The 24,211-nt window shown below is 40.5% G+C and carries 21 protein-coding genes; 5 read left to right on the top strand and 16 right to left on the bottom strand.

The features are described 5' to 3' along the window. Nucleotides 1-8: 8 nt before the first annotated feature. The gene (locus AAFH98_RS02840; protein ID WP_342521158.1) at nucleotides 9-863 is read right to left on the bottom strand and encodes an SDR family oxidoreductase; all 855 of its coding nucleotides are present in this window, start codon (nucleotides 861-863) and stop codon (nucleotides 9-11) included. 31 nt (nucleotides 864-894) lie between these two features. Then, a complete protein-coding gene (locus AAFH98_RS02835) occupies nucleotides 895-1,449 on the bottom strand; it encodes an NAD(P)-binding domain-containing protein (RefSeq protein WP_342521157.1) in 555 nt (184 codons plus the stop codon). A gap of 191 nt (nucleotides 1,450-1,640) precedes the next feature. Here AAFH98_RS02835 and AAFH98_RS02830 point away from each other — a divergent pair, with 191 nt between their 5' ends. Next, the gene (locus AAFH98_RS02830) at nucleotides 1,641-1,928 is read left to right on the top strand and encodes a GNAT family N-acetyltransferase (protein WP_342521156.1); all 288 of its coding nucleotides are present in this window, start codon (nucleotides 1,641-1,643) and stop codon (nucleotides 1,926-1,928) included. A 292-nt stretch (nucleotides 1,929-2,220) separates the two neighbouring features. Here AAFH98_RS02830 and AAFH98_RS02825 read toward each other — a convergent pair whose 3' ends face one another. Continuing rightward, nucleotides 2,221-2,796: a Crp/Fnr family transcriptional regulator gene (locus AAFH98_RS02825; RefSeq protein WP_342521155.1), complete on the bottom strand. Its 576-nt coding sequence runs from the start codon at nucleotides 2,794-2,796 to the stop codon at nucleotides 2,221-2,223. A 281-nt stretch (nucleotides 2,797-3,077) separates the two neighbouring features. On the opposite strand from AAFH98_RS02825, the gene agaR reads away from it, so the two are divergent. Continuing rightward, entirely contained in the window at nucleotides 3,078-3,842 is a 765-nt protein-coding gene (gene agaR, locus AAFH98_RS02820) for a transcriptional repressor AgaR (protein ID WP_342521154.1), read from the top strand. Between the two features lie 7 nt (nucleotides 3,843-3,849). Here the strand turns inward: agaR and AAFH98_RS02815 are convergent, their stop codons facing one another. The 6 genes from AAFH98_RS02815 to AAFH98_RS02790 are packed head-to-tail and all read right to left on the bottom strand — an operon-like array spanning nucleotide 3,850 to nucleotide 10,562. Next, the gene (locus AAFH98_RS02815) at nucleotides 3,850-5,640 is read right to left on the bottom strand and encodes a sodium:solute symporter family protein (protein ID WP_342521153.1); all 1,791 of its coding nucleotides are present in this window, start codon (nucleotides 5,638-5,640) and stop codon (nucleotides 3,850-3,852) included. Between the two features lie 22 nt (nucleotides 5,641-5,662). Beyond that, nucleotides 5,663-6,664 carry an amidohydrolase family protein gene (locus AAFH98_RS02810; RefSeq protein ID WP_342521152.1) on the bottom strand — a complete coding sequence of 334 codons (1,002 nt, stop codon included), beginning with the start codon at nucleotides 6,662-6,664 and terminating at the stop codon, nucleotides 5,663-5,665. Nucleotides 6,665-6,668: 4 nt separating this feature from the next. Continuing rightward, a complete protein-coding gene (locus AAFH98_RS02805) occupies nucleotides 6,669-7,490 on the bottom strand; it encodes a class II fructose-bisphosphate aldolase (RefSeq protein ID WP_342521151.1) in 822 nt (273 codons plus the stop codon). Next, on the bottom strand, nucleotides 7,474-8,448 hold the full coding sequence (locus tag AAFH98_RS02800; protein ID WP_342521150.1) for a carbohydrate kinase family protein: 975 nt from the start codon (nucleotides 8,446-8,448) through the stop codon (nucleotides 7,474-7,476). Before AAFH98_RS02800 ends, AAFH98_RS02805 begins: the two co-directional genes overlap by 17 nt. 1 nt (nucleotide 8,449) lies before the next feature. Beyond that, nucleotides 8,450-9,373, bottom strand: coding sequence for a 1-phosphofructokinase family hexose kinase (locus tag AAFH98_RS02795; RefSeq protein ID WP_342521149.1), 924 nt, complete (start codon nucleotides 9,371-9,373; stop codon nucleotides 8,450-8,452). Between the two features lies 1 nt (nucleotide 9,374). Continuing rightward, complete coding sequence (locus AAFH98_RS02790) at nucleotides 9,375-10,562, bottom strand: SIS domain-containing protein (RefSeq protein ID WP_342521148.1); 1,188 nt, start codon at nucleotides 10,560-10,562, stop codon at nucleotides 9,375-9,377. A 229-nt stretch (nucleotides 10,563-10,791) separates the two neighbouring features. Here AAFH98_RS02790 and AAFH98_RS02785 point away from each other — a divergent pair, with 229 nt between their 5' ends. Genes AAFH98_RS02785 through AAFH98_RS02775 form a run of 3 tightly spaced genes read left to right on the top strand, consistent with a single transcriptional unit; the run spans nucleotide 10,792 to nucleotide 16,613 of the window. Next, complete coding sequence (locus tag AAFH98_RS02785) at nucleotides 10,792-13,707, top strand: SusC/RagA family TonB-linked outer membrane protein (RefSeq protein ID WP_342521147.1); 2,916 nt, start codon at nucleotides 10,792-10,794, stop codon at nucleotides 13,705-13,707. Between the two features lie 49 nt (nucleotides 13,708-13,756). Further along, the gene (locus AAFH98_RS02780) at nucleotides 13,757-15,259 is read left to right on the top strand and encodes a RagB/SusD family nutrient uptake outer membrane protein (protein WP_342521145.1); all 1,503 of its coding nucleotides are present in this window, start codon (nucleotides 13,757-13,759) and stop codon (nucleotides 15,257-15,259) included. A gap of 19 nt (nucleotides 15,260-15,278) precedes the next feature. Next, nucleotides 15,279-16,613 (top strand): Gfo/Idh/MocA family protein, encoded by a 1,335-nt coding sequence (locus AAFH98_RS02775; RefSeq protein ID WP_342521144.1) that lies wholly within the window; start codon nucleotides 15,279-15,281, stop codon nucleotides 16,611-16,613. A gap of 165 nt (nucleotides 16,614-16,778) precedes the next feature. Here AAFH98_RS02775 and AAFH98_RS02770 read toward each other — a convergent pair whose 3' ends face one another. From AAFH98_RS02770 to AAFH98_RS02740, 7 genes are all read right to left on the bottom strand, one after another. Further along, complete coding sequence (locus AAFH98_RS02770) at nucleotides 16,779-18,014, bottom strand: hypothetical protein (protein ID WP_342521143.1); 1,236 nt, start codon at nucleotides 18,012-18,014, stop codon at nucleotides 16,779-16,781. Between the two features lie 7 nt (nucleotides 18,015-18,021). Continuing rightward, on the bottom strand, nucleotides 18,022-19,833 hold the full coding sequence (locus AAFH98_RS02765) for a hypothetical protein (protein ID WP_342521142.1): 1,812 nt from the start codon (nucleotides 19,831-19,833) through the stop codon (nucleotides 18,022-18,024). 66 nt (nucleotides 19,834-19,899) lie between these two features. After that, complete coding sequence (ric, locus tag AAFH98_RS02760) at nucleotides 19,900-20,619, bottom strand: iron-sulfur cluster repair di-iron protein (RefSeq protein WP_342521141.1); 720 nt, start codon at nucleotides 20,617-20,619, stop codon at nucleotides 19,900-19,902. Between the two features lie 20 nt (nucleotides 20,620-20,639). Further along, a complete protein-coding gene (locus AAFH98_RS02755; protein ID WP_342521140.1) occupies nucleotides 20,640-21,713 on the bottom strand; it encodes a COX15/CtaA family protein in 1,074 nt (357 codons plus the stop codon). Nucleotide 21,714: 1 nt separating this feature from the next. After that, a complete protein-coding gene (hemN, locus tag AAFH98_RS02750; protein ID WP_342521139.1) occupies nucleotides 21,715-23,079 on the bottom strand; it encodes an oxygen-independent coproporphyrinogen III oxidase in 1,365 nt (454 codons plus the stop codon). 90 nt (nucleotides 23,080-23,169) lie between these two features. Then, the gene (locus AAFH98_RS02745) at nucleotides 23,170-23,622 is read right to left on the bottom strand and encodes an RrF2 family transcriptional regulator (protein WP_342521138.1); all 453 of its coding nucleotides are present in this window, start codon (nucleotides 23,620-23,622) and stop codon (nucleotides 23,170-23,172) included. Nucleotides 23,623-23,751: 129 nt separating this feature from the next. After that, a complete protein-coding gene (locus AAFH98_RS02740; RefSeq protein WP_342521137.1) occupies nucleotides 23,752-24,207 on the bottom strand; it encodes a plastocyanin/azurin family copper-binding protein in 456 nt (151 codons plus the stop codon). Nucleotides 24,208-24,211 lie beyond the last annotated feature (4 nt).

Raw genomic sequence — 24,211 nt, 5'->3', positions numbered from 1 at the left:
AGTTATGATTAGTTGGTAAAGTCTTCAATAAATTGGTCAACCCCGGTAGGCGTTCGTCCCAGCAGTTGCTTCATGTCATCAAAAGTGAAATTGAGTCCACCGTTCACAAAAGTCGTTGCCGTCACTACGCTCATAGCAATTTGTTCTTCAGGTAGGCCGGCTTTCTCCAGATTTTGTTCAAACTCCGAAATCGAAATATCGGTATAGGTAATTTCTTGGCCGGATGCTTCGCTCAGCATATCCGCAAGTTCATCAAGCGAATACGCTTTGGCGGAAGTGATTTCGTAAATCTTATCTTTGTGTTTTTGGGGATCTACGAGTCCATTAGCTAATGCTTCTGCCATTTCGCTGCGATAAGCCAGGTTGATTTTTTCTCCGTCGGATGGAAAAAACCACTGCCCGGTTTCCATGGCATTACCCAAAAACAGGGGAAGAAATTCCGTATAAAAGGTATGTCGAAAAATACTATAGGGGATGCCGGATTTTTTAATCTGTTCTTCTGTTTTAGCGTGATCAAGCACGAGGGGACTTAATTTTTTGTCAGCTTGCACCATACTGGTGTAAAACAACTGTGATACACCGGCTTCTTTGGCTGCTTTAATCACATTATTGTGTTGCTGGGTGCGCCCTTCCATCGAGCTGGATGATATAAGCAATAACGTATCAACGCCTTTTAGGGCTTTGGATATGGAGGAATAATCGGTATAGTCACCGATACGCAGCTCAACCCCCTTCTCTTTTAGTTCTGCTCCCTTTTCTTCACTGCGGACAAGTCCCGCAATGTCGGTATCGGGGTTGTTATCCAGTAAAAAGTCAATCGTTTGTGAACCTAAATGTCCGTTAGCTCCGGTTACAAGTATCATAATAAATGGATTTTAATAAGTTATATAGTAGTTAGATTTCTTCTTTGATATTATTTTTAACAAAGGGGTGGAAACCGGCTGTTTCAATGATTTCTGAAACGGTCTGTACGGCTTCGTTATCATCCCCGGAAATAAAAAGACTACCCGATTTTTTAGACTCATTTATACTGTCAAGGAGTTCGGTTGGCCCAAGGTGAATTATTTTAGAATGGGGCAGTTCCCTGTGAATTTTTTCTATGATATGTGTTCTGTTCTCCATCTCCCTTCGGGGATTGCTGGATAATTGAACGACAATCTTTTGAGTAGCTACGTCACGAATGTTAGGTAGTACCTCGTCAAGCTTATTATCTGAAACGTCGAGTATAATAACATCGGCTTCCCAGCTACATTCGTGGGCACATTCCAGAATGGCAATATCAGCATTTGGGGTGTTGCCTCGAATCTTTTTGGCTATGGGCTCGATTTCATCAGAATCACGACCAAAAAGTAATAACCGGTAATTTCCATGCGCTACGCCTTGGGCAAGGGATAAACCTATGTTGCTGGTGGCTCCGATAAAGCCGATGGATTGTTTAGTTACTGGCATGGTGATGGTTTTTGCTTGTCGAAATTTGTTATGCTAAATGTACTGATTGGCGCGACCATCACCATTGATATAACTCATAAAATAGGATTGATATATGTCAAGAATATCTGCTTGAAAGAGGTTTGATTGTGAATTCAATCTATTGTTGGTTACTATCTGGTACGTAAACTTTTTGGTAAATATTAAGCCCGATGAAAATGAATATTCAGCATACTTCCGGAGAATCCAAAGGCAAGTTTTTTATTGAACATGATGGGAAAGTGCAGGCAGAAATTACGTACTCTAAAGCTGGTGATACGCAAATTATTATTGATCATACCGAGGTTTCTGATTCACTAAAGGGAGAAGGAGTCGGGAAAGAATTGGTGGAGTATGCTATTAATTATGCTCGAGACAATGAGCTGAAAGTAATTCCCCTTTGCCCTTTTGCCAAAGCCGTTATTGAGCGGGATAAATCGTTGCAGGATGTGTTGAGGTAAGAAGAATGTCTGGAGAGAAGTATAATTTTGCTCAGTTTTAAAAATGGCATGGAAGTGTCCCTTTTGTCTTAATACAAAAGAGACTAAAAAAATCAGGGTTGAAGAATTGTGAAACAGACTTCGGTTTAGCAGAATGCGTGTATTTCGATGGTTTTTTTCTATCTCACCTTCTTCTTTTTAATTACCGGTGCGAAATATACTTCGCTTTCTTTTAACCTCAATCACACAATTCTTAGACCTGTTTGGAAACTGTGAAGCCGAGCAATTTATCTGAAACGTTGAAATTGTTGAATTAACCGCTATAATTACTGCGGATACGGCTCAGAGTTTCGGGACTCATTCCCAGGTAAGAAGCTACTAAGTTAAGTGGTACGCGATTCATAAACTGCGGACTGCGTTCGATAAGTCTACAGTAGCGTTCCTCTGCCGTTCGCCCCAACGCATTTTCGACTCGCTGCTGAAGTGCTACATATGCATTCTGCATGATAATTCGCTGATACTTTTCGTAGGCCGGAATCTCTTTGAGCAGTTTATTGTGGTTTTTGTGATCTATAAGCAACAGTTCAGCATCTTCGAGCACTTCAATATTTAGTGTCGAGGGTGTTTCTGTAAAAAAGCTGTGTAAATCAGCAATCCACCAGCCCTCAAAGCCAAACTGCATAACGTGTCGGGTGCCTTTTTCATCCATCGAAAACGAGTAGAGTGCTCCCTTTTCGATAAAGGCAATTTGCCGGCACACATCGCCCTCTTGGAGTAGGAACTGTCGCTTTAGCATACGTTTGGGACGAAAGCTGTTTTTACAGAACTTCCACTCCTCATCTGTAAGGGTTACATTTTCGTGAATGCTTTGGTACAGTTGCTCAAACATGAATTTAAATTCGATACGGTTTTTGAGCAATGTATAGGTTCTGAATTTGATTATCCATCCGCAGATAAATTGAGCTAAAAAGGTAGCGGTTAGTCTGTGAAGGATGACCCGTCTTAGATTAAGGAGGGTTATAGGGTTATAGCCTAACTTTCGATGGGAAATGGTATTTTCAATATGTAAGAATAGAACAACGAATTTTGGGCAATTAAATTAATAGAAAGTAAAGGAAAGCTATAAACTTTTTTTATCTTATAATTTAATGGTAAATAAAGCATGACCTTATGAAATCAACTGTAGATAGAAGAGATAAAATAATTCAAAAAATTCAGAAAGAGGGGTCGGTAAGAGTCGATGAACTTAGTGAGGAGTTTGAAGTTTCGACGGTTACCATTAGGAATGATTTGGACTTCTTTGAGAAGAAGGGTTTGATTGATCGAACGTATGGAGGAGCTCTACTTAGGAATAGTGTTTATAATGATCCATCAATAGAAGAAAAGAAGAAGATAAATATTGAAGAGAAAAAGCGGATTGGAAAGTATGCTGCTGGGCTTGTCCACGATGGAGAATCGATCATTTTAGATTCGGGTTCAACCACCCGAGAGGTTGCGCTTCGGATAAAAGAGAAAAAGGAGTTAACAATTATGACTAATGCTATCAACATTGGGTTGGAGCTGGCCGGCGCTTCTGATCTCAAAGTGATGCTAACAGGTGGCGTTTTACGTGATAAGTCTTATTCATTAGTGGGGCCTGAGGCAGAGCGAACAATGCAAAACTATTATTTTGATACTTTATTCCTTGGTGTAGATGGGATGGATTTTGAGCATGGACTTACAACTTCAAACCCTTTGGAGGCACAACTTAACCGAATTATGGTGGAAAGATCTAATAAAATTATTGCTGTAACGGATTCTTCAAAGTTTGGTCGACACAGCTTTTCTTATATTTGTGATTTAGATCCTATAAATACTATAGTTACAGATACAAATATATCACAGGAGTTTGAGGAAAAGTTTAAAATGCGAGATATCGAAGTGGTAAAGGTATAAAGCTATTTTAGCTGCGAATTTTTAATAACTTTTTCCAAGAAATTGTAAGCAAATAGCTACTGACTATGGTAACTATTGTCAGCGTAATAGCCGGAATAAGATTACCATAGATCCAGTATCCTGTTGATAGAAGAGTTCCATAAATTACAATAGTACCAAGTACCATACATAATATACCTTGTGGAACCATCCAGCCATCGGTTTCACCCAATGTTTGACCTTCTTTATTAGCTTTAAATCGTACTTTTTTCCAGCCGGGCCCGCCTGGTTTTACAAGTTTAATAAATTCGACCAATTTCTCTTGTTTGGTAGGATGTGTTAAATACATGGTTAATACCCATCCAATCGTAGTAACAATAACACCGGTAATCAACTCTTGCCAGCTTGTAAATTCTGGAAGAGGCGTGTAGCTGTGTAAGAATTGAAAATATAATGCTACTAAGAATGAAATAATCATTGCTGCTATTTCGCTGGCCGCATTAATACGCCACCAGAACCATCGGAGAATAAAAATTAAGCCAGTACCGGCTCCTATTTGTAAAAGAATTTGAAAGTTATCTAATGCTGATCGCATCATAAGTGCTAATGCACCGGCAAAAATCATGAGAACCAATGTTGAAATTCGTCCAGCTAAAACCAGCTCTTTTTCTGAAGAGTCAGGTCGGACAAAACGCTTGTAAAAATCATTTACTAAGTATGAGGATCCCCAGTTAAGGTGAGTCGAAATGGTTGACATATAAGCTGCTATAAGAGATGCGACTACCAAGCCTATAAGGCCTTTAGGAAGAAAAGTAAGCATAGCTGGATATGCCATATCATTAGCAGCAACCCCAGATGCCGATGGAAATGCTTCTTTCATGGCAGCTATGTCAGGGAATACGATAAGAGAGGCAAGTCCTACAATAATCCAGGGCCAGGGACGTAAAGCAAAGTGTGCAGCATTGAAGAAAAATACAGCGCCAACGGAATGGCTTTCATTCTTCGCGGCAAACATACGCTGAGCAATATAACCGCCACCACCAGGTTCTGATCCTGGATAATATACGCTCCACCACTGTACAGCAAGAGGAATAATCAAGAGTCCGATCATCTCAGAAGCATTACTAAAATCAGGAAAGATATTTAGTTTAGGGATGACATTAGCATTGGTTAGTAGACCTTCGAGTCCTCCAACATCAGGATGTTGGAGAGCATAGTAGGCCGCAGCGAATCCACCTAAGAGTGATAAGAAAAATTGGAAAAAGTCAGTAACCAAGATGCTCTTTAGGCCGCCCAGTGAGCTATAAATGACTGTAACAGTACCGGCTATTAGAATCGTTTGAAGTGGAGTGAGCCCCATTAAGACACTTCCGATTTTAATAGCTGCCAATGATACCGTAGCCATTACAATGATGTTAAAAATAAATCCAAGGTAAATAGCCCGGAAACCACGCAGAAAAGCTGCTGATTTTCCACTATAGCGGAGTTCATAAAATTCAACATCAGTAAGTACGCCTGAACGTTTCCACAGCTGGGCATAGACGAAAACGGTAAGCATGCCGGTTAATAGAAAAGCCCACCAGCCCCAATTTCCTGCAACGCCCTGCGTTCGAACAATATCCGCAACAAGGTTTGGAGTATCAGTCGAGAAGGTTGTCGCAACCATTGAAATACCCAGCAACCACCAAGGCATATTTTTGCCAGCTGCAAAAAAATGTTCGGAGCTTTTTCCCGCTTGCTTGGCATACCAAACACCAATTACAAGTGAAAAAACTAAATATGCAGCAACTATTATCCAGTCAACTGTAGATAAGAGCATGAATGGGTATAGTTTAGAACAGTTATTTTGTTAATTGATACCATCGAACAGCATTGGTACGATATATCTTTTCAAGGACGTTTTTAGGTAGGTTAAGCCCTTTAAAGGAATCTGCTATTTGAGAGGATGTGAGTGTTTTGTCTGTAGCGAAAAATTCCCAATGAGATTGCCAACGATCTTTGAGATCATTAGTAATTTTGTTGGAATCTAAATCCGGGCCATCAATGATATCAGTCCCATAAATAATGCGGTCCTGATATTTTTTTATAAAGCTAATAACTTTTTTTCGATCTTTAGCGGTGTGGTAGTATAGGTGAGATATGCGTTCCGCTAAGTCAACGGCCAGGTTGGGATATTTGTCAAGACGTCTGGATATTTCCTCAAGGCTCCACTCTAAACTGGCAAGATGTAACCCCACAAATTGTAGGTTAGGATGTTGTTCCAAGATGTTGTCTCGTGCTTCAATGTGTTTCCAGTAATCCGGGTATTCTTCATGTTTATACATGTGATATTGTGGATTATTGGCAAAGTACTCACGATCACTGGTAACGGTCATTTCATCTATTGGAAGCCAGCAATTTTTTGGTTCTCCCTGATGACCTAAAACCGGTATTTGTTTTTCCTCCAAAAAGTTAAAAACAGGTGTAAATATTGGATCATCAAGCATTAGGAAATTCCCACCAGGTTTTTTTATAGACATCCCAATATTCTTCCAGAACTTGACACCAGAAGCTCCTTTGGCTACATCCTGCTTGATTTTATTAATGGCTTTTTCTGTCCAGCTATCTACGAAAATATTTTCTGTACTAACTGTTGTTGCATAGTATAAATTACCATTTTTAAACTCATTTCGGTTGTTTAAAACAAGCTGTTGCTGTTGATCTATTGAAGGGAATTCCGGTACTTCTGTATTTATTGACAGGAGGTCAAAGTTAAAGTCTGCTGCAAGCTCAAAAATTTGGGAGCGGCCGGAATTGTAGTGAATATGAGCATCAATTTTTGGAAGATTATCAATAGCAAGCATATAACTAATCCTGGTTAATCATAGTTAGTTTATCTTTCAACAGATGTTGTACGTGATTGATGGCCGAAGGGAAGATTTTCCGCAGATCAATTTCATTGGTTTGTGGTAGTTCATTACGCAAGGTATTTATAAATCCGTTTTTTACTTCTGTAGCAACATTTATTTTACGTATGCCGTTACGGACTGCAGCTTGAATCTGTTGATCTGGAATACCAGACCCACCATGTAAAACAAGTGCTGCTGGAGTTTCTTTATAAATTCTACTTAATAATTCTATGTCTAAGTCCGGTTCTTTATCGTAAAAGCCATGAGCTGAACCAATAGCTACAGCTAAAGCATCAATGCCGGTATCTTCTGCAAATTGTTTTGCTTCTTCGGGCTGGGTAAAAGCCGCTTTCTCTTTCGATTGACCCAATTTTGCTATATACCCCAACTCGGCCTCAACATTAGCACCATATGGTTCGGCCATTTCAACAACTTTTCGAGTAATTTCCCGATTTTCTTCGATAGGTTTTTCGCTGGCATCAATCATTACAGAGTCGTAGCCGATATCCAGTGCTTGTTTAATGAGGTCAATATCTTGAGCATGGTCAAGGTGGAGCCATGCCTTAACTCCATACTGATTGATAGCTGTTCGAGCAAGATTAGCCGTTACTTCCAACCCTAAATAATCAATAGTGCTTTTGGTGGATTGTAGAATGATAGCTGTTTCTTGCTCGGCAGCTGCTTTTAAAACAGCAGAAAGGGTTTCAAAGTTATAAAAATTAACGGCAAGTAATGCCTTGTTTTGTTTGTCTAATTGCTGGAACTTATCCTGTAAGGTCATCTATCTGAAACTTTTCTTTAGCTATATTTTTAACATGTTCTAAGCTTTTAATTGCTTCTGTACCTCCTGCTGCGGTTGTTGATACAGCGCCAACGATATTACCAAAATAGGTTGCAGTTGAAATATCATTTCCTTGAATAATTTGATAGATAAAGCCGGCATCAAAGCTGTCGCCAGCGCCAACGGTATCTATCGGGGCCTCGTTTTTTATAGTTGGGATAGTTCTTACAATGCCATCATCTAAAAAAGAAGCCCCTTGTAATCCTCGTTTTACAATAACTGAACAACTTGAATTATTTTCGCAAATTTTTTGGAGCCCTTCCTCCACAGTAGAGGCATTTGTGAGAGCGATAAATTCTGTTTCATTAGGTGTAAAAAAGTCGATCTTGCTTAGTAGTTTTGGAAGAGCTATATCCCATTTCTCGCTGGGATCCCACTGTGGGTCAATTGACACAGTCATCCCGTGAGCTTTGGCTTTATCAATGATTGCGAAGAGATCCCGTTTTATTTTTGGTTGTAAGAAAATCGATGAGATGTGAAGGTGTTGTGCTTGTTTGAATGCCTTTTCCGAGATATCAGATAAGCCAAATTGTTCCATGGTGCCCGGGTAGGTAGTCATGGCACGATCATTATCATGGCGTAAAATTACAGTGATACCTGTTTTGTGCCTACTTGACTGCTTGATAAGTGACGTATCAACCTTATAGTCGCTTAGATCTTTCAAAACTTTTTTTCCAAAATCATCTTTACCTACCATCCCACAGAAACCTACTGAAAGCCCCAGACGAGCACTATTAGCAGAAAAAATTGCTGACGAACTACCCAATGTGAGAGCAATGTTGTGGGCAATTTTTTCTTTTCCTAATTCAGGAAATGAATTAAGGTTATTTAAAATGAGATCTAAATTTAGTTCTCCAATTACCAGTAGATCAAAGTTGTGCGATTCTTGCGTACCCATATTAATATTTTTCTACTGTTACCTGATTAAAAAACTTACTTACGTCTTCTTCGGAAAGCATTCCCAATTTGGGGTATACACAGTTAGCACTTCCGCATGCTACTCCCCATCGCACCCATGTTTTGGGATCTTTTGATTCGTTAATAGCTTTACAAAGTCCGGCAAGTAAACAGTCGCCCGAACCAATTGTACTATGTATTGCTGATTCTTTTAGTATGTGGTAGCCATGGTATATCTGATCGTCTACTGATAAGTAAAGTCCATCAGAACCTGCAGTTATAGCTGCAATATTACAATATTGTTGTAGCCACTGGCATATTTTTTGGGGATCCAGGTAGCCACTTATTGTTTTTCCTTCATGCTGATTGATATGAATAAGGTGAGGTTTGGTATCCAACGATTGTTTAAGCAAAGAGCCGCTGGCGTCTATATATGTAGGGGTGTTATGCTTCTGCGCTGTAGAGATCAATTTTTTATATGCAGAATCTTCAAAACCTGCCGGGGTTGAGCCCGCAATAACTACACCATTAGGTTGTTGTTCTTTTAGTGATTGCTCAAAAGTATAGTAGAATTCTTTTATCTGTTCTGGTGTAAGGGAAGGGCCGGAGCCCAAAAATTCTGTTTCATTCCAACTGTTGTTACTTTGGTTGGTGATGCAAATACGAGTCCATCCATTTACTATAGGGCCGGATATCTCGATACCTTTATCTTCACAACTCTTCTTAATCCAATTCCCCGTTACGCCACCCCAAACTCCTTGTAACGCAACTTTTTGGCCAAGTTCATGAAGAGCCATGGCAACATGTACTCCCTTCCCTCCGGCGAAAAAACGTTCTTTCGAAGAGCGATTCGTAGTTCCTTGTTGGATGTCGTTAATTGACCAAAATGAATCTACGGATGGATTGGCGCAAAGTGTTAATATCATATCACCGTTTGGACTTTAATTCTGGGCTATCATCATATATATGAACGCCCTCCACTACCCGCGAAATTGTTCCATCTGGTGAGGGGTTGTCGGGGTTATATCCCAAAAGAATAGATTTGTAAAACCCAATTATTTGACTGGGTAGGGTACAGGCAATGGCCCAAAATCCTTCTTCTAATTCTGATCTATTGTTAATAGATATATTAAAGTCCAGGTAATCAAGGTCACTATCTGTTTCTGATATGCCAATGGTGTGCAAGTTAATATTATGTCGATTTACTTGCTCTATTAGGTCATATTCGTATTGAGATGTATAATCCTCATTAGAAAGCAGGTAAACCAAGAGGGTATCATCATCGATTATAGCTTTAGGACCATGCCGAAAACCGAGAAATGAGTCATACTTGCCAATAACTTCACCGTTTGTTAATTCTTGCACTTTTAGATGTGATTCTCGTGCGATACCTAAAAGAGGGCCACTTCCCAAGAAAACAACTCTATCAAATTCTAATTTGGCTGCCTCGTTTAAATCATCATGAAAATCATTTATTAATCTTGTGCCATATTCGGACAGCGTAGACACTTGTTTTTGGAGATAATTTGATTTGCTATTTATGAGTTTTGGAATGAGTGTGGCAGATAAAGCCATACTGGTAAAACTATTAGTCATTGCAAGACTTTGATCCTCAGCTTCTGAGGGAAGTAGAAAAATGAATGTATTTTCTTGGTCTTTTAATTTAGCAAGTTTACCGTTTGGGTTGCAGGTAATAATAAGATGATATGCTTGCTCACAATACTTATTGGCTTTTTCTATAACAGCGGTACTTTCAGGGCTATTACCAGATCGGGCAAAAGATATTAACAATAAGGGATGATCTGTTAACACGTGATCTTTAAAGTGTGTAACAAGGTCGGTGGTAGGAATTGCTTCTGCTTTTCGGGATGTATTTCGTTGCCATTGTTTGGCTACTACATTGCCCATAAAAGCTGAAGATCCAGCACCGGTTAAGAGGATCTGTAAATCATCATGTGAGATAGGGTCACTTAAAAAATTGAGTATCGTATCCTGTCTCTTAAAAATCTGCTGCGCAACATTTTCCCACGTCTCCGGTTGTCTAAGGATCTCGGCTGAGGTATAACACTCACCTTTCGTTTTCTTTTTCGTATCGATACTTAGTCTGTCTTTCATTACTGCATAAGTTTATTAGTAACGAACATGCAATTCTAACTAATCATAAATCATATAAAATGCGAAAATATGAGTTCGTTATCGAAAGGTATAAAAATACATTAAGAAAGAAAATGAAAATTATATTCTTGCATTCCAGTATTATTATTTTAATTTATGGAAAATGAAGCGAAACAAAAGGTAATTTTGTTTTGTTTCTTAACTTAAATTAGAAATTGGGTGTTTAGCTATGGGAATAAAGTTAAAAGTAAGTGCTTTTAGTTTTGTTTTGTTTTTGTTTGGGGCTGTTGGTTTACAAGCTCAAAACATAACGGTTAAAGGTACTGTTACAGAAGCTTCAACGGGTGAGTCTTTGCCTGGGGTTAATGTAACAGTGCAAGGAACAACGAGTGGGACAACAACAAATGGTGAAGGACTTTACGAAATTACTGCTGGTTCTGATGCTACATTAGTCTTCTCATTTGTTGGATTTGAAACTCAGGAGGTTTCAATTGATGGTCGCAATACTATTGATATTGAACTTGTTGCTTCAACTGAAGCTTTGGATGAGGTTTTGGTTATGGGATATACCCAGCAATCCCGGGAGGAAAGTTCAAGTTCTGTTGTACAGGTATCCGGAGAGGATATAAACGATGTGACAGCAACTTCAGCAACAGAAGCCCTGCAAGGGAAAGCAACAGGTGTTTTTGTGACAAGTTCATCGGGTCAGCCTGGCTCAGATACTGAGGTTAGAGTGCGTGGAACCGGTTCCATATCGGCTGGTGCTGAGCCTCTATATGTTGTTGATGGGGTTATTGGGGGAACGTTTGATCCCAGTGACGTAGAATCGATGTCAGTACTTAAAGATGCGTCAGCCACTGCGCTATATGGCTCAAGAGCAGCAAATGGTGTAGTTGTTGTGCAAACTAAAAGTGGTTCGGTTGATGAGACGCAGATAAATATAAGTAGTACAGTTGGTTGGAATAAACGTTCGAATGGCAACTTTGAAATAATGAATTCTCAACAACTGTATCGGTATCATGAGCAAATTGGGAATCCCAATTTACAGAGTGACTGGCAAAATATTGATACAAATTGGCAAGACCTGGCATTTAGAACAGGGATGACCAATAAATATAATGTATCTGCATCGGGGGGTAACGAAGAAACTACTTTTTATGTATCTGGTAATTATTACAAAGAAGAAGGAACGTTGGTAGAAACTGGATATGAGCGATTTGGTGGAAGGGCCAATATTGATCATCAATTCAGAGACAATTTTAAAGTCAATGCTCAGTTATCTGGGCGATATACAAGTTCTGATAATAATCCCACGGGGGCTTTATATCAATCATATACAAATATGCCTTGGGATGAACCCTATAGTGATGATGGAGAATTAAGGACGGGAAAGGAAAATGATTGGATTGGTAGAGATCAATCAAACTTCTTGTATCCCCTCCAATACAACTATAACAATAGCAATAGTAAACAGCTTACTGCTAATGTGCGTGCTGAATATGAGATTGCTGATTGGATATACCTGTCTTCTACAAATAGAGTAACGTATTCGACATCAAGAAATGAGGTTTTTTCTGATGCGCAAACGTCGGCTGGTAGTACGAACAATGGAGAACTATATAACTACTACTCGCAAAATAGTTCTTTCTTGAGTTCAAACCTCTTTAATTTTGATCGAAGTTTCGGTGATCACAGCATAAGTGGGGTAGCCGGTTTTGAATATGAGTTCAATTATGCTGATGGCATGGGAGGAACGGGAGTTGGAGTTTTTTCCGGTCTTGAAGTTCTTGATGTAACAGCCGAGGCATTTTCGATTGGTGGTTTTAAATCAGACAGCAAGTTTGTTTCGGGGTTGTCTCAAGTTACTTACGATTACGATAACACCTATTACTTAAAAGCTTCTTTTCGTACAGATGGTTCTTCTCGGTTTGGCCAAGAAAACCAATACGGAAACTTTTATTCATTAGGTGGTTCTTGGATTCTGAGCAATGAAGAGTTTTTGGGTAATTATGACTGGTTAACAAACCTCAAGGTAAGAGCCAGTTATGGAACGACTGGAAATGCCGAGATCGGTAATTATTTAGCAAGTGGACTTTATACGTACTCGCTACAATACGCCGGCGACCCTGCAAGTCAGCCAGAGAGGTTGGAGAATCCAGACCTAACCTGGGAAATTGCTCGAATGACTAATATTGGTTTAGACATAGGTATAGCAGATCGCATTGATGTTACTCTGGATTTTTATAGGAAAACAAATGATGACTTACTACAAAATGTACGTCTCCCAGGTACAAGCGGAATTGAAAGTATAACCCGAAACATTGGGTCTGTCCGAAATAATGGTATTGAGTTGGGTATTAGTTCAACCAACATACAGGGAGCTTTTCAATGGACTACCGATTTTAATATTTCATTTAATGACAACGAAGTTCTGTCACTTAATGAAGGGGAAGATATCCCAAATGGGAACCAGCGCATTATGGAAGGATATGACCTTCGAACGTGGTATATGAGAGAATGGGCTGGGGTAGATCCTCAGACAGGTGATCCCTTATGGATCAAGCAAGAAAAAGATGGTCAGGGTAATGTGATCTCAGAAACGGAGACGAGCAATTATAGTGAGGCGACATTGATGTCTGTTGGAAATGCCAGTCCCGATTTTACGGGCGGTATAGGCAACACCTTCCAATATAAAGGCTTCCGATTACATACATTTTTTAACTTTGTGTACGGAAATGAGATCTATCACAGCGCTCGACAATTGTTTGATTCTGATGGAGCCTATGTTACCTACAACGCTATGGTTCTAAAAGATGATTGGAGTCGTTGGCAAGAGCCGGGTGATAAAGCAACCCATCCAAAACCTGAATTTGGAGGAAATAATAACTCAAACCGACCTTCTTCTCGGTATTTGGAAGATGGAAGTTACCTGAGATTGCGAAATGTATCCTTGTCTTATACGATGCCAAATGATTGGATTGCTAATTTTGGAATACGGTCTGCTCGATTATTCGTTAAAGGTGATAATTTGGCCACATTCACCTCATTTTCTGGGATGGATCCCCAGGTTGGCGTAGATGGTGATGCCAGTACGAAATATCCAATTAGCAAAAAATATCTTATCGGTATTGAATTAGGACTTTAACCTTGTGTTAACAAATTGCACAAATCAATTAAGCAAACTACTTAGTGCTATGAAATTTTCTCAATTACAATTCACGGCGATGCTTGGAATACTTGTATTGCTTATATCCGGGTGTGATATCAATACAAGTCCCTATAATGGAAAATCAAATAAAGAAGCTCTTGATACGGTACAAGGTTTAGAATCAGCTACACGTGGTAACTATCAGGGCTTCATTGGAGAAGGCTATTATTACTATATAAAGCACTTGTTCTATATGAACGAGTTTCCAAGTGATAATGCCTCTTTGAGTGGCTCTACAACTGACCCACTTTTTTATGCCTATAATTATGGGCACACGCCCAATATGGGAAATGCGGAAAGGTTATGGCGTGAAGGGTATTCGATGATTCAGGGAGCCAATAGGGTAATTGAAGCTATTGGAGATGAGTCCTCATCTGAACTCGATCAAATTAAGGGAGAGAATTTATTTTTAAGAGCACTTGTTCACTTCCAGTTGGTTAATACATTTGGGAGGCCATATCCCCAAAACCCAACCGAAAACCTGGGTATTCCTATCGTAGACTATACTGATGTGGATAAAAATCCTGAGCGAGCAACTGTTGCTGAAGTGTATGATTTTATCGTGTCCGATTTAGAAGATGCGGCTGAACTGATGAATGAATCAAAAAGCAGTAGTTTTGCATCCCAAGAAGTAGCCTATGCGTTGTTGTCTCGCGTGCATTTATATATGGAAAATAACGAGGAGGCTATAGATTATGCTGATCAAGTTATCGATTCTGGACGGTATCAGTTAGTAGATACCGAAACATTCAAAGAATACTTTACTATTGTTAATGAAAATAATCCAGAAACTATTTTTGCCATCAAGTTTACCCAAGAGGATGACAAGGAGTATGGCAATATAGGCTCAATGTATTTGAAAGGTGAAGATGGTGTTGGCTGGGGCGAAATGTATGCTTCGGAGTCGTATAGGAATGCTTTGAATCGATATGAGGATGACGCCCGCCATGCATTTATTGAACCACAGTATAAGCGCGATGAGGATGGAAACATTGAAACCGATGGGAACGGGGATCCCATAGTGCAGGAAAGAAATGGGTATCCAATCTATTACGTCAATAAATTTTCTTACCAGCAGGGAATCGTTTCTTTAAGCTCCCCAGTAATTTTACGACTTGCTGAAATGTATTTAAATCGTGCAGAAGCGAATGCAAAGTTAGGTAATGACCAACTTGCTATTGACGATGTGAATAAACTGCGAGAAAGAGCTGGTTTGTCAGGTAATGAATTGTACTCCACCAGTGATCTAAAACATCATAATACAGTTTTAGATGTAGTTCTGGAAGAGCGCAGGTTGGAATTCGCTTTTGAAGGGCATCGGAAATTTGACGTATTTCGTAACAACCGGACAATGGTTCGGGATTATCCTGGCACACACTTGTCAACTGGTGAGGCAAGTCAAACAATTGCTCCTGATAATCCCAGGGTAATCTACTATATACCGGAAAATGAAATTGAGTTAAATGAGAACTTAGAGCAAAACCCATAATCAAAAGAAACTTGGGACAATGAGTAACGAGATAAACCGTAAAGATTTTCTAAAAACGACTGCGCTAACTGGATTGGGACTTTCCATGGCACCGTTTTCAATTCTTCGAGGAAATGACGATCGAACTATTTCTTTAGGCTTTTTAGGAGTCGGGGCCCGAGGTTCCAGTCATCTTCGTGGAATTCTAAATCGGGATGATGTTGAGGTTAAAGCAATTCTGGATCCCAAAGAGAAAAATTTAAAACAAGCTTTAGATCTTGTAGAAGATGCGGGACAGGATAGGCCTGAGGGATATTCCCAAAAAGAAGATTACAAAAAGCTCTGCAAAAGAGATGATCTTGATGGTGTAATCATTGCATCACCTTGGAAGTTTCACACACCTCAGGCTATAGCAGCAATGGAAAATGGTAAATATGTTGGAGTTGAGGTTCCAGCTGCATTAACGGTAGAGGATTGCTGGGATCTGGTGGAAACTTCAGAGCGAACAGGTATGCCCTGTATGATGCTGGAAAACGTTTGCTATCGCAGAGATGTGATGGCTGTATTGAATATGGTTCGTGAAGGGCTTTTTGGAGAGATGATTCATGCCCGGTGTGGTTATCAGCACGATCTAACACCATTTATGCTAAATAAAGATTTAGACTTTGGGCCGGGTACTGGTAGCGTGTCCAGCTGGAGAGCTGAGCACTATCGCAAACGAAATGGTGATTTATATCCCACCCATGGTATTGGACCTGTTGCCCATTGGTTAGATATCAATCGAGGTAACAGATTTGTGAAGTTAAGTTCCAATGCTACGAAGGCGAAAGGGTTAGAAAGCCATATTAAATATCATGGTGGAGAAGATCATCCCAACGCTGATGTGGATTGGAAAACCGGGGATATCATTACTACTACATTGACAACTTCGAATGGGGAGACAATAATAGTAACTCTTGATACTACCTTGCCGAGACCCTATTCGCTTGGATTTAGAGCACAGGGAACTAATGGCATTTGGCAAAAGGATAATGACTCGATCCATATACGAGGACGCAGTGAGCCTCATCGATGGGAAGATTTTGAAAAATACCAAGATGAGTTTGATGCTGAGTTATGGAAGCGTTATGAACGCGAAGCGGAAGGAGCTGGTCATGGAGGGATGGACTACTTTGTAAGAAATGCCTTCGTAGAGTCAATTAAAAATCAGACGCAAACTCCGCAAGATGTGTATGATGCGGCTGCCTGGAGTGCAATATTTCCACTATCAGAAGATTCAATTGCCCAAGGCGGTGAACCTGTTGAATTCCCTGATTTTACAAGTGGAGAATGGCTTGATAATAAGCAGATCTTTGACCCGAATGGGGAATACTAATTTTATTAAGAGCTCATAGTTAAAAGCCCTTGCTTAAAGATGGCAAGGGCTTTTTTAGATTACTGTAGTAGTATTGGTTAAGAATATCATTATGGTTTGGTCGTATTAACTTTTTGTTGGGATTAGCCATTTTATATTATGCCATTCGCTTAACGCAGGGATGATTTAGACGTGTTTTGAATGATCAATAGAGACCTTAACCCATTCAACTAAAACAGCTACCACAGGAAAGATGGCCGTTATTGCCAAGGCGTAAAATACCCACAGTCCACTCCAGTCCGTTGGCCAAAGAGGACTGGGTAATAGCAAGCTAATCAAGACCGCACATACCGAGAGAACGACGCCATAATAATATGAGGTTGACACCCGGCTATTAATATGCACATAGCCAATTACTCCAAGCGTAAAACCTCCCAAGAGGAGAATATGCAGGTATAAAATGCGAAGAGCGTGATCGGATAACCAGAATGAGGAAGGCATAACAGAAGCTATTATCTGTATGCCGGCTTTAATGCTTAATAACAAAATAGGCCAGATCCAGATGCGGTTTTTTGCCATGGCAGATGAGATCAGGGTATATAATATTGCGATCAGTCCAATAGCCGTTAGGAGTCCTCCTGCACGTGCTACAATTAGGAGTATGGGTGATAATAGTGATTCAGAGATTCCGTAGGGAAAAGTGAGCGGAGCGCCAATAGCAATACAGGCAAGTGAAAGATTTTGAGAAGTAAGCGAATCGGAAGAAGTCGTAGATGATTGCGTTATCAGTATGGTTATAAGCGCTAATACAACCCAGCCCTCGGTAAAAGTAGCGAGAAAGAAGTGTGTTAAACCCTCCATAAAAAGATGACTTGATGGACCAACGGCCTGAAGTATTGCTATGCCCCATGCCCCCAAAGAGCTTACAACAAGCATTAGGAGAGCCCCGTCGAACCAAGCTTGCCAAGAAGTCTTTTTCAGATAGGATCGGACATGCAAGTACCCCCACAGGTATATATACCAGCAGACCATTACAAGTCCCGATATAATAACAGACAGGGGTAAGGATAGAGATCCAATTTGAACAGGACGATATCCGTAAAAAAGGAAAAAGGGATAAGCCAATAGTCCCAAAGTTAATTCTGCAGCCAAAGCATAGTACATCAGTTGTAGCCAGTTTTTGCTTTGATCTGTTATAGAAGAAATCTGGTATAAGAAAATATATAATGGAAGAGGTACAGCCCATCCAAAAAACATGAGGTGGGAATGGGCATGTCTGATATTGCCAAGAGACAGATTGCCAGGTACCCATCCCAGCATTCCTACCCGGTATAGGAACCCCGTTAGCACGGCTATTAGAAAACAGGCTATAGAAGCATGCCACAAAAGTGAATGTGTAAGCCAACTGTTTTTTGGATTCATTTGATGATTACGTTTGTCCAATGGGTTTCTTAAAATTTTGGATGACTGCTCGTAACCTTGGACGTTGTTTATTAACTACATCTTTTATTGAGGCAAGGTTTTCATCCTGATAGGGTTCAGTTTGGGCAATATCTATGCAGTATTCCATTCCTTTTTCCAGGTTCTGCTGAAATTTTTGTAACTTCTTCAGTCCAGATTTCCCGTCCAGCTGCTCTGCCAATTCTTCTACATAATCTACATACATGGTAATCTCCTTGGCAAACATATGGGGACGATCTTGATCTGCAAGCGATTCGCTGCGGCCGTAGATATGATTGACCATTTCGTGAAGCGTATATTCACCGTTATAATAGGCGATATTTGGTCCGGGGCAGATGGCCTGCGGCGCGCGGTGTTCAGCTAAAATTCCTAAATTGATGAGTGCCCCATTACCAAGGTGGTCACACAGGCAAGCCTTGCTCAGCACTTTTTCACGCTGTTCCTCTTTTTTATCCTTGGCCATCTCACTTTGTGCAATTTGATCGAGTTTGAGCAGTTGATACTGGGTCGAGGCTGTACAGATAGGCTGTTCAGTGAATTCGGTATTCGATTTCAAAAATCCTTTGGGGCAAGGTGATCCGGGTTTGCCGTTGTTAATCCGTTCTTTATGCCACTGCTCGGAGCCCGTATCGCGAATATTATTGAATGGCACGCCCAGCGGAGATACACCGCTGAGATACAGCTCCTTTTCACCGGCATTTTCCAACAGTTGACGTGTGGGTTTATCTACGGTAGTTGCTTCGGGTACCAGTAAAAACGGACTGCCCCATCCGGTGGCATCCATCTCAAAATCATTGAGCAAACGATTGGCCTCACCGCTAACGCCAATTCCACCCTGAACCGTTAAACGCGGTTCGGTAATTTCCCAGTTATCCCAAAAACCATCGGAATTTTCTTTGTAATACTTATTGATTAACGGCTGAATGGCTTTCGTAAGCTTATCACGTTTCTCTCTAAATTCCCGCAGCAGACTTGGCATTAGGTGTCCGTCGGATGGAAAAGCATGTCCTCCGCAATTTAACCCGGATTCAATACGATATTCAAAAACTTCAAGTCCTTTTTTAGCCAGATACTTGCCTTGAATGAGGGCAGAACGAAAATCACTGACTTTCAGAATGATTTTCTTTTTAATTTCTCCAGCCGCATTTCGATAAAAGTCTTTAAACTCGGTGATATAATTATAGAGCCGTGGGTTAAATCCGGCAGACAAAATAAGACTTGATGATACGCTGCTTTTGGCATAGCCGCGCAAAGCAGCACTGGCATCGCTGAACTCTTGGCTCATCGGGGTCCCGCCTTTAGTGTAATTGAGCTTGTCCACTTTGGCCATAATGTTTACATCGATAGATCCAGGTTTCATCATCCGTGAAAGTTCGCATGACAGGCGATCCCGTGAGCTCCCTTTTTCGGTGTTCATCAGTTGATTGTATTTCTCTTTGATGGTACTGCCATCAGGAAGCATTTCGAAATATTTTGCTTTATCATTGTCTTCGAAAAATGGCTGATTTTTAATTGCCGAAAACTTCTTGTGGACAATGTTTTTTACAGTATCCAGGTAAGCAGTAATACGCCGAGCACGACCGTCTTTGGCATTGCGAGCAATATTTTCGTATTCGAAATCGTATTTTTGGCAGTAATATTTACGAATTTTTTCTACCAGCAGATCGTCTACAATAGAGATTACGGAATTAATGCCATAGGGGCCGACGCGAATAGGTGAATCGATAGAGTGACCAGTTCCCATAACGGGAATTGAAAAATTGTGGAGAGAATCAGGCATAGATATGATGCTTAAATTTTTAAAGTCTGCGGAATATCTTATCGGATAGCGTTTTTATCTTTAATCTCAGTTCAATCTTTTTTCTAAGTTGATTGCTTTTGGAAACAGGATATTATTTTCGAGGTGAACGTGTTTATGCAGGTCTTTTTCGAAAGCTTCCAGGTTTTGATACAACAACCGGTAGGTGGTGCAGGCATCTTCCGGAGGAGTAAAATCGTTACTTAGTCGCCGGATTTTTGCTATGGCTTCTCCGGAATCGTCATGTTCTTCTTCCATCATTGCAATGGGATTAGCCGCATTTCCAAATTCCGGTTTTTGAGGTTTCTCTCCTTTTTCTTTTGCCTCTACAAGGTGTTTGATATAAGGGAAAAGTATCCGCTCTTCTTTGTCAAGGTGATTAGATATTTCGCCGTGAAGCATAGTAAATTCATAGTAAATTTCTTTAAGTTCCTCGTGCCGTTCGCCGTGAACGCTGGCAACCTTTTTCGCATATTTACCGATTTCGGGCAGTTTGTTACGGCTAAATTTATGGTGATTGTTGACAATATAGTCCACTAAGAAGTCCAGTGACCATTGATCATAATTATCATCTTTGGTTCCGGATTGATCCAGTTCTTCCAACGCCTTATAAACCTGTTGGGGGTCTATACTTTTTTGCTGACAAGCTTCATCGATGGTACGATTTCCACCGCAACAAAAATCGAGGTTATACTCTTGGAAAACCTGTGCTGTTCTGTAATCATCTTTAACAATTTGTCCTATTGTTCGTTGTTGTAATGTATCCATAATGTTATTTGAGTTGAGTATTAATAAATATGATTAAGGCTATTTTCAGTGTGAATATGTTCTGAAGATTGCCTGTTGGATGTTAGATCGTGGTAATACCAGATCCAGAAAAAGAGTACTGCCATGGCTCCTGCTTGATGCACGACAGCAATCACAAGTTGGACGTGAGTTAGAATCGTTAGAATGCCGAGCACGTATTGGGTGAGGATAATCCCTAAGAGCATGTATGCCTTTTGTTGTAGCGAGGGACGAATGCTCGTATTGTAATTCTGCCACCAGAATCCGGCTGTCGCTATTGCAAGTAAAGTCCCCCAAATTCGGTGCATCCACTGAACTGTCTCGGGACTTTCAACCAAATTGATGAAATCTGTCGGAAGCGTACCTATGTTTTGGGGTATCCAGTTGCCATTCATAGTGGGAAATGTGTTATACATATACCCGGCATCAAGTCCGGCCGTAAAGGCTCCCCAAATAACTTGAACGATAAAAAGGATAATCAAACCTATTGACCAACGTTTTAAGACGGGCTTATTGGAAGAAAATGTGATATGTTTTTGCTGATAGAGATCAAGGGCATACCACGTACAAAATCCAAATAATAGCATTGCCAGCAGAAGGTGAATGGCCAATCGGTAGTGGCTAACGTAGGGGGCATCAACAAGACCGCTTTTAACCATGAACCAACCCATGGCACCTTGTAGGGCTCCCAATCCCAGTAATATTAATGAGCGGCGAAATGTTTTGGTGTTGAAGAACCCACGGATCCAGAAAAAAGCAAAAGGAATCAAAAAGACGAATCCAATTAGACGTCCAAGCAGACGGTGCAGGTATTCCCAGAAGAAAATGTTTTTGAATGCGGCCAGTGACATACCGGCATTTAATTGTTGGTACTGTGGAAACTCTTTGTAGCGTTTAAAAGCTGCCAGCCATTCGGCATTATTCAAGGGGGGAATGGTGCCCATAATCAAGTTCCAGTCTGACATCGAAAGGCCGGAATCAGTTAGTCGGGTAATTCCACCTACAATAACCATCAGAAAGATGAGGATTGCCCCCGACCAAAACCATCTGCGAATATATTTTGGTGCAGTATCCATATCAAACAGTTTTTGAGAATGTTTGCTTCTTTTTGCGGGTCATATATCGATCAAAACACATGGCAATATTGCGGAGAAATAGTCGACCTGTTTCGGTAATTCGGAGGCTATTTTGAGAAAAGCGTATGAGCCCATCTTCAGCGAGTGGACGTAATCGACGAATGGCTTGAGAGAAGTAGTTATCAAATTGAATACCCCATTCGTCTTCAATAGAACGGATATTTATATCCATACGACACATAATTTCCATGATGATTGATTTACGAAGTTGGTCATCACGATTTAGCGATAATATCTTTGCTACCGGCGGGATACCGTTATCAAGTTGTTTGTAGTATTGGGTTAACTCTTTGGGGTTTTGCCAATAATAATTTCCCACTGTTGAAATCCCTGACATACCAAAAGCATACAAGTCGGCCCCGGCCAGGGTACTGTATCCCTGAAAGTTACGTTGCAGCGTTCCGTTATCCATCGCCTGGGTCAACTCTGCCCCCTCACGCGAAAAATGATCCATCCCAATAAAACGATAACCGTTATTTGTGAGGTGCGAAATGCTCAGCTGTAGCATGGATAATTTCTCATCCGTGGTTGGCATATCGGATTCATTGAGCAGTTTTTGCACAGGCATCATACTGGGAATATGAGCGTAACTGTACACGGCCAGCCGATCGGGTTGAAGGCTTAATACATCATCCATCGTTTGCTGAAAAGTGTCAGTGGACTGGAGAGGAAGCCCATAAATAAGGTCGAAGTTGATGGAGTTAATGTCAGCGTTCCGTAGCCATTCGGTAGTCTGTTGAGTTTGCTCAAAGGGCTGAATACGGTGAATCGCTTTCTGTACGTCTTCGTTAGTATCCTGCACGCCCAGCGAAGCACGATTGCAGCCAATGCTGGCCAGCGTTTGAACATGATTTTGATTGCATCGACGGGGATCGATCTCTACGCTAAATTCTGTCCGATCCGTTATGTTAAATTTTGCATGGATCAGTTTTCCCAGTCGCTCTAACTGCTTGGGACTTAAAAATGTAGGAGTGCCGCCCCCAAAGTGAATCTGTATGACGTCAGAATTTGGGTGTAGCATTTCTGCCACCTGATTGATTTCCTTTTCCAAATAGTTGAGATAATGATCTCCCCGATTTTGATCCTTAGTAATTACCTTGGTACAACCGCAATACCAGCAGAGCGAAAAGCAAAAAGGGATATGAAAATAAAGTGATATGGGTTGAGGGTTTTCGTTTCGTTCTTTCAGGTATTGGTGCAGTGATTTTATTTCATCCTCATTAACTTCTTCGAATTGTACCGCAGTGGGATATGAGGTATATCGCGGTCCGGAGGTGTTATATTTTTTAATAAGTGATGAGTTCATCGTAAATAACTGAAATCATTTATTGACAATTAGTGGGATAGCTCGATTTATAGTTTCTCTTTCTATGACGCCTCCAACTATATCTGATTGTTAATTCCATATAAAATTACCGTCGGCCGTGATACGTAAATTTTCTGCTTTTCCTTTTTTAGCCACTTCGATCAAACTGGTAGTTTCGAGCATTGTTTTTATTTGATGGCGTGTATTTTGCCACATATCATGTAATGGGCAAGGTTTTGCTTTCCCGCAGCCGGGTAGTCCTAATACACAACTTGTAAGTAAATCGTCACCATCAATGGCCACGACAATATCTCGGAGTGAGATTTCATTGGCCGGTTGCGCTAATCGGACGCCTCCTTTAGGGCCTTGAAGGGATTCCAGCAAATTGGCAGCTGTTAATTGTTGGAGAATCTTTGTCAAAAAATGAAAAGAGATATCAAGCTTTTCGCTGATTTTTTTAATAGAAGTGTATTCTTCATTTCGATTGGTAGCCAGATAAAGAGTGGCCCGTAAGCCATATACACAAGATTTTGACAGAAGCATATGTTAGGGTCAGCAGTAATTTAAGAGATAAAATTCTTTAGTCTGTTTGCTTAAGAATCAAGAACTTGCGAAGAAGGAGGTCGATTCATCGCTTTCTCCGCAAGTCTTGATGATGGTCATTTAACTGTTTTAATTTTTTACAGAAAGAGTCCCTTTCATCCCTGCAGCATAGTGGCCTGGGAACGAGCAAATGTATTCGTATTCACCAATTTCTTTGGGGACTGTAAATGTTACTTCAACCGTTTCGCCCCCGCCAGCAAGATTGGTGGCCGCAATAATATCTTCCTCATAATCGGAGGCGATATATTCGTTATCACGAGCTCGGGCTGATGCATTAGCAAAGGCATCCATATCCACATCATTGTCAACGACAACAACATTGTGCGCCATAGCCTGTTTAGGGAGATTACTTTTTGTAGTAAGCTTAATGGTAATCTCTTCACCAGGTGTAGCTTCGATATTGGTTACATCGAATTTCATATTATCGGTACCAACTATTTCGATGGTACGTTGTGCCATTGTTGTTGACACAAATCCAGTGAAAATGAGTGCTAATATCAGAGTTATTTTTGTTAGTGTTTTCATAATA

Origin of the sequence: Fodinibius sp. Rm-B-1B1-1 (genome assembly GCF_038594945.1) — a bacterium.
Lineage (GTDB): Bacteria > Bacteroidota > Rhodothermia > Balneolales > Balneolaceae > Fodinibius > Fodinibius alkaliphilus.
This window is presented reverse-complemented; position numbering and strand designations above follow the sequence as displayed.

Coding starts and splice junctions, on each gene's coding strand:
- AAFH98_RS02840 (WP_342521158.1), bottom strand. CDS start 863: ATGATACTTGTAACCGGAGCTAACGGACATTTAGGTTCACAAACGATT.
- AAFH98_RS02835 (WP_342521157.1), bottom strand. CDS start 1,449: ATGCCAGTAACTAAACAATCCATCGGCTTTATCGGAGCCACCAGCAAC.
- AAFH98_RS02830 (WP_342521156.1), top strand. CDS start 1,641: ATGAAAATGAATATTCAGCATACTTCCGGAGAATCCAAAGGCAAGTTT.
- AAFH98_RS02825 (WP_342521155.1), bottom strand. CDS start 2,796: ATGTTTGAGCAACTGTACCAAAGCATTCACGAAAATGTAACCCTTACA.
- agaR (WP_342521154.1), top strand. CDS start 3,078: ATGAAATCAACTGTAGATAGAAGAGATAAAATAATTCAAAAAATTCAG.
- AAFH98_RS02815 (WP_342521153.1), bottom strand. CDS start 5,640: ATGCTCTTATCTACAGTTGACTGGATAATAGTTGCTGCATATTTAGTT.
- AAFH98_RS02810 (WP_342521152.1), bottom strand. CDS start 6,664: ATGCTTGCTATTGATAATCTTCCAAAAATTGATGCTCATATTCACTAC.
- AAFH98_RS02805 (WP_342521151.1), bottom strand. CDS start 7,490: ATGACCTTACAGGATAAGTTCCAGCAATTAGACAAACAAAACAAGGCA.
- AAFH98_RS02800 (WP_342521150.1), bottom strand. CDS start 8,448: ATGGGTACGCAAGAATCGCACAACTTTGATCTACTGGTAATTGGAGAA.
- AAFH98_RS02795 (WP_342521149.1), bottom strand. CDS start 9,373: ATGATATTAACACTTTGCGCCAATCCATCCGTAGATTCATTTTGGTCA.
- AAFH98_RS02790 (WP_342521148.1), bottom strand. CDS start 10,562: ATGAAAGACAGACTAAGTATCGATACGAAAAAGAAAACGAAAGGTGAG.
- AAFH98_RS02785 (WP_342521147.1), top strand. CDS start 10,792: ATGGGAATAAAGTTAAAAGTAAGTGCTTTTAGTTTTGTTTTGTTTTTG.
- AAFH98_RS02780 (WP_342521145.1), top strand. CDS start 13,757: ATGAAATTTTCTCAATTACAATTCACGGCGATGCTTGGAATACTTGTA.
- AAFH98_RS02775 (WP_342521144.1), top strand. CDS start 15,279: ATGAGTAACGAGATAAACCGTAAAGATTTTCTAAAAACGACTGCGCTA.
- AAFH98_RS02770 (WP_342521143.1), bottom strand. CDS start 18,014: ATGAATCCAAAAAACAGTTGGCTTACACATTCACTTTTGTGGCATGCT.
- AAFH98_RS02765 (WP_342521142.1), bottom strand. CDS start 19,833: ATGCCTGATTCTCTCCACAATTTTTCAATTCCCGTTATGGGAACTGGT.
- ric (WP_342521141.1), bottom strand. CDS start 20,619: ATGGATACATTACAACAACGAACAATAGGACAAATTGTTAAAGATGAT.
- AAFH98_RS02755 (WP_342521140.1), bottom strand. CDS start 21,713: ATGGATACTGCACCAAAATATATTCGCAGATGGTTTTGGTCGGGGGCA.
- hemN (WP_342521139.1), bottom strand. CDS start 23,079: ATGAACTCATCACTTATTAAAAAATATAACACCTCCGGACCGCGATAT.
- AAFH98_RS02745 (WP_342521138.1), bottom strand. CDS start 23,622: ATGCTTCTGTCAAAATCTTGTGTATATGGCTTACGGGCCACTCTTTAT.
- AAFH98_RS02740 (WP_342521137.1), bottom strand. CDS start 24,207: ATGAAAACACTAACAAAAATAACTCTGATATTAGCACTCATTTTCACT.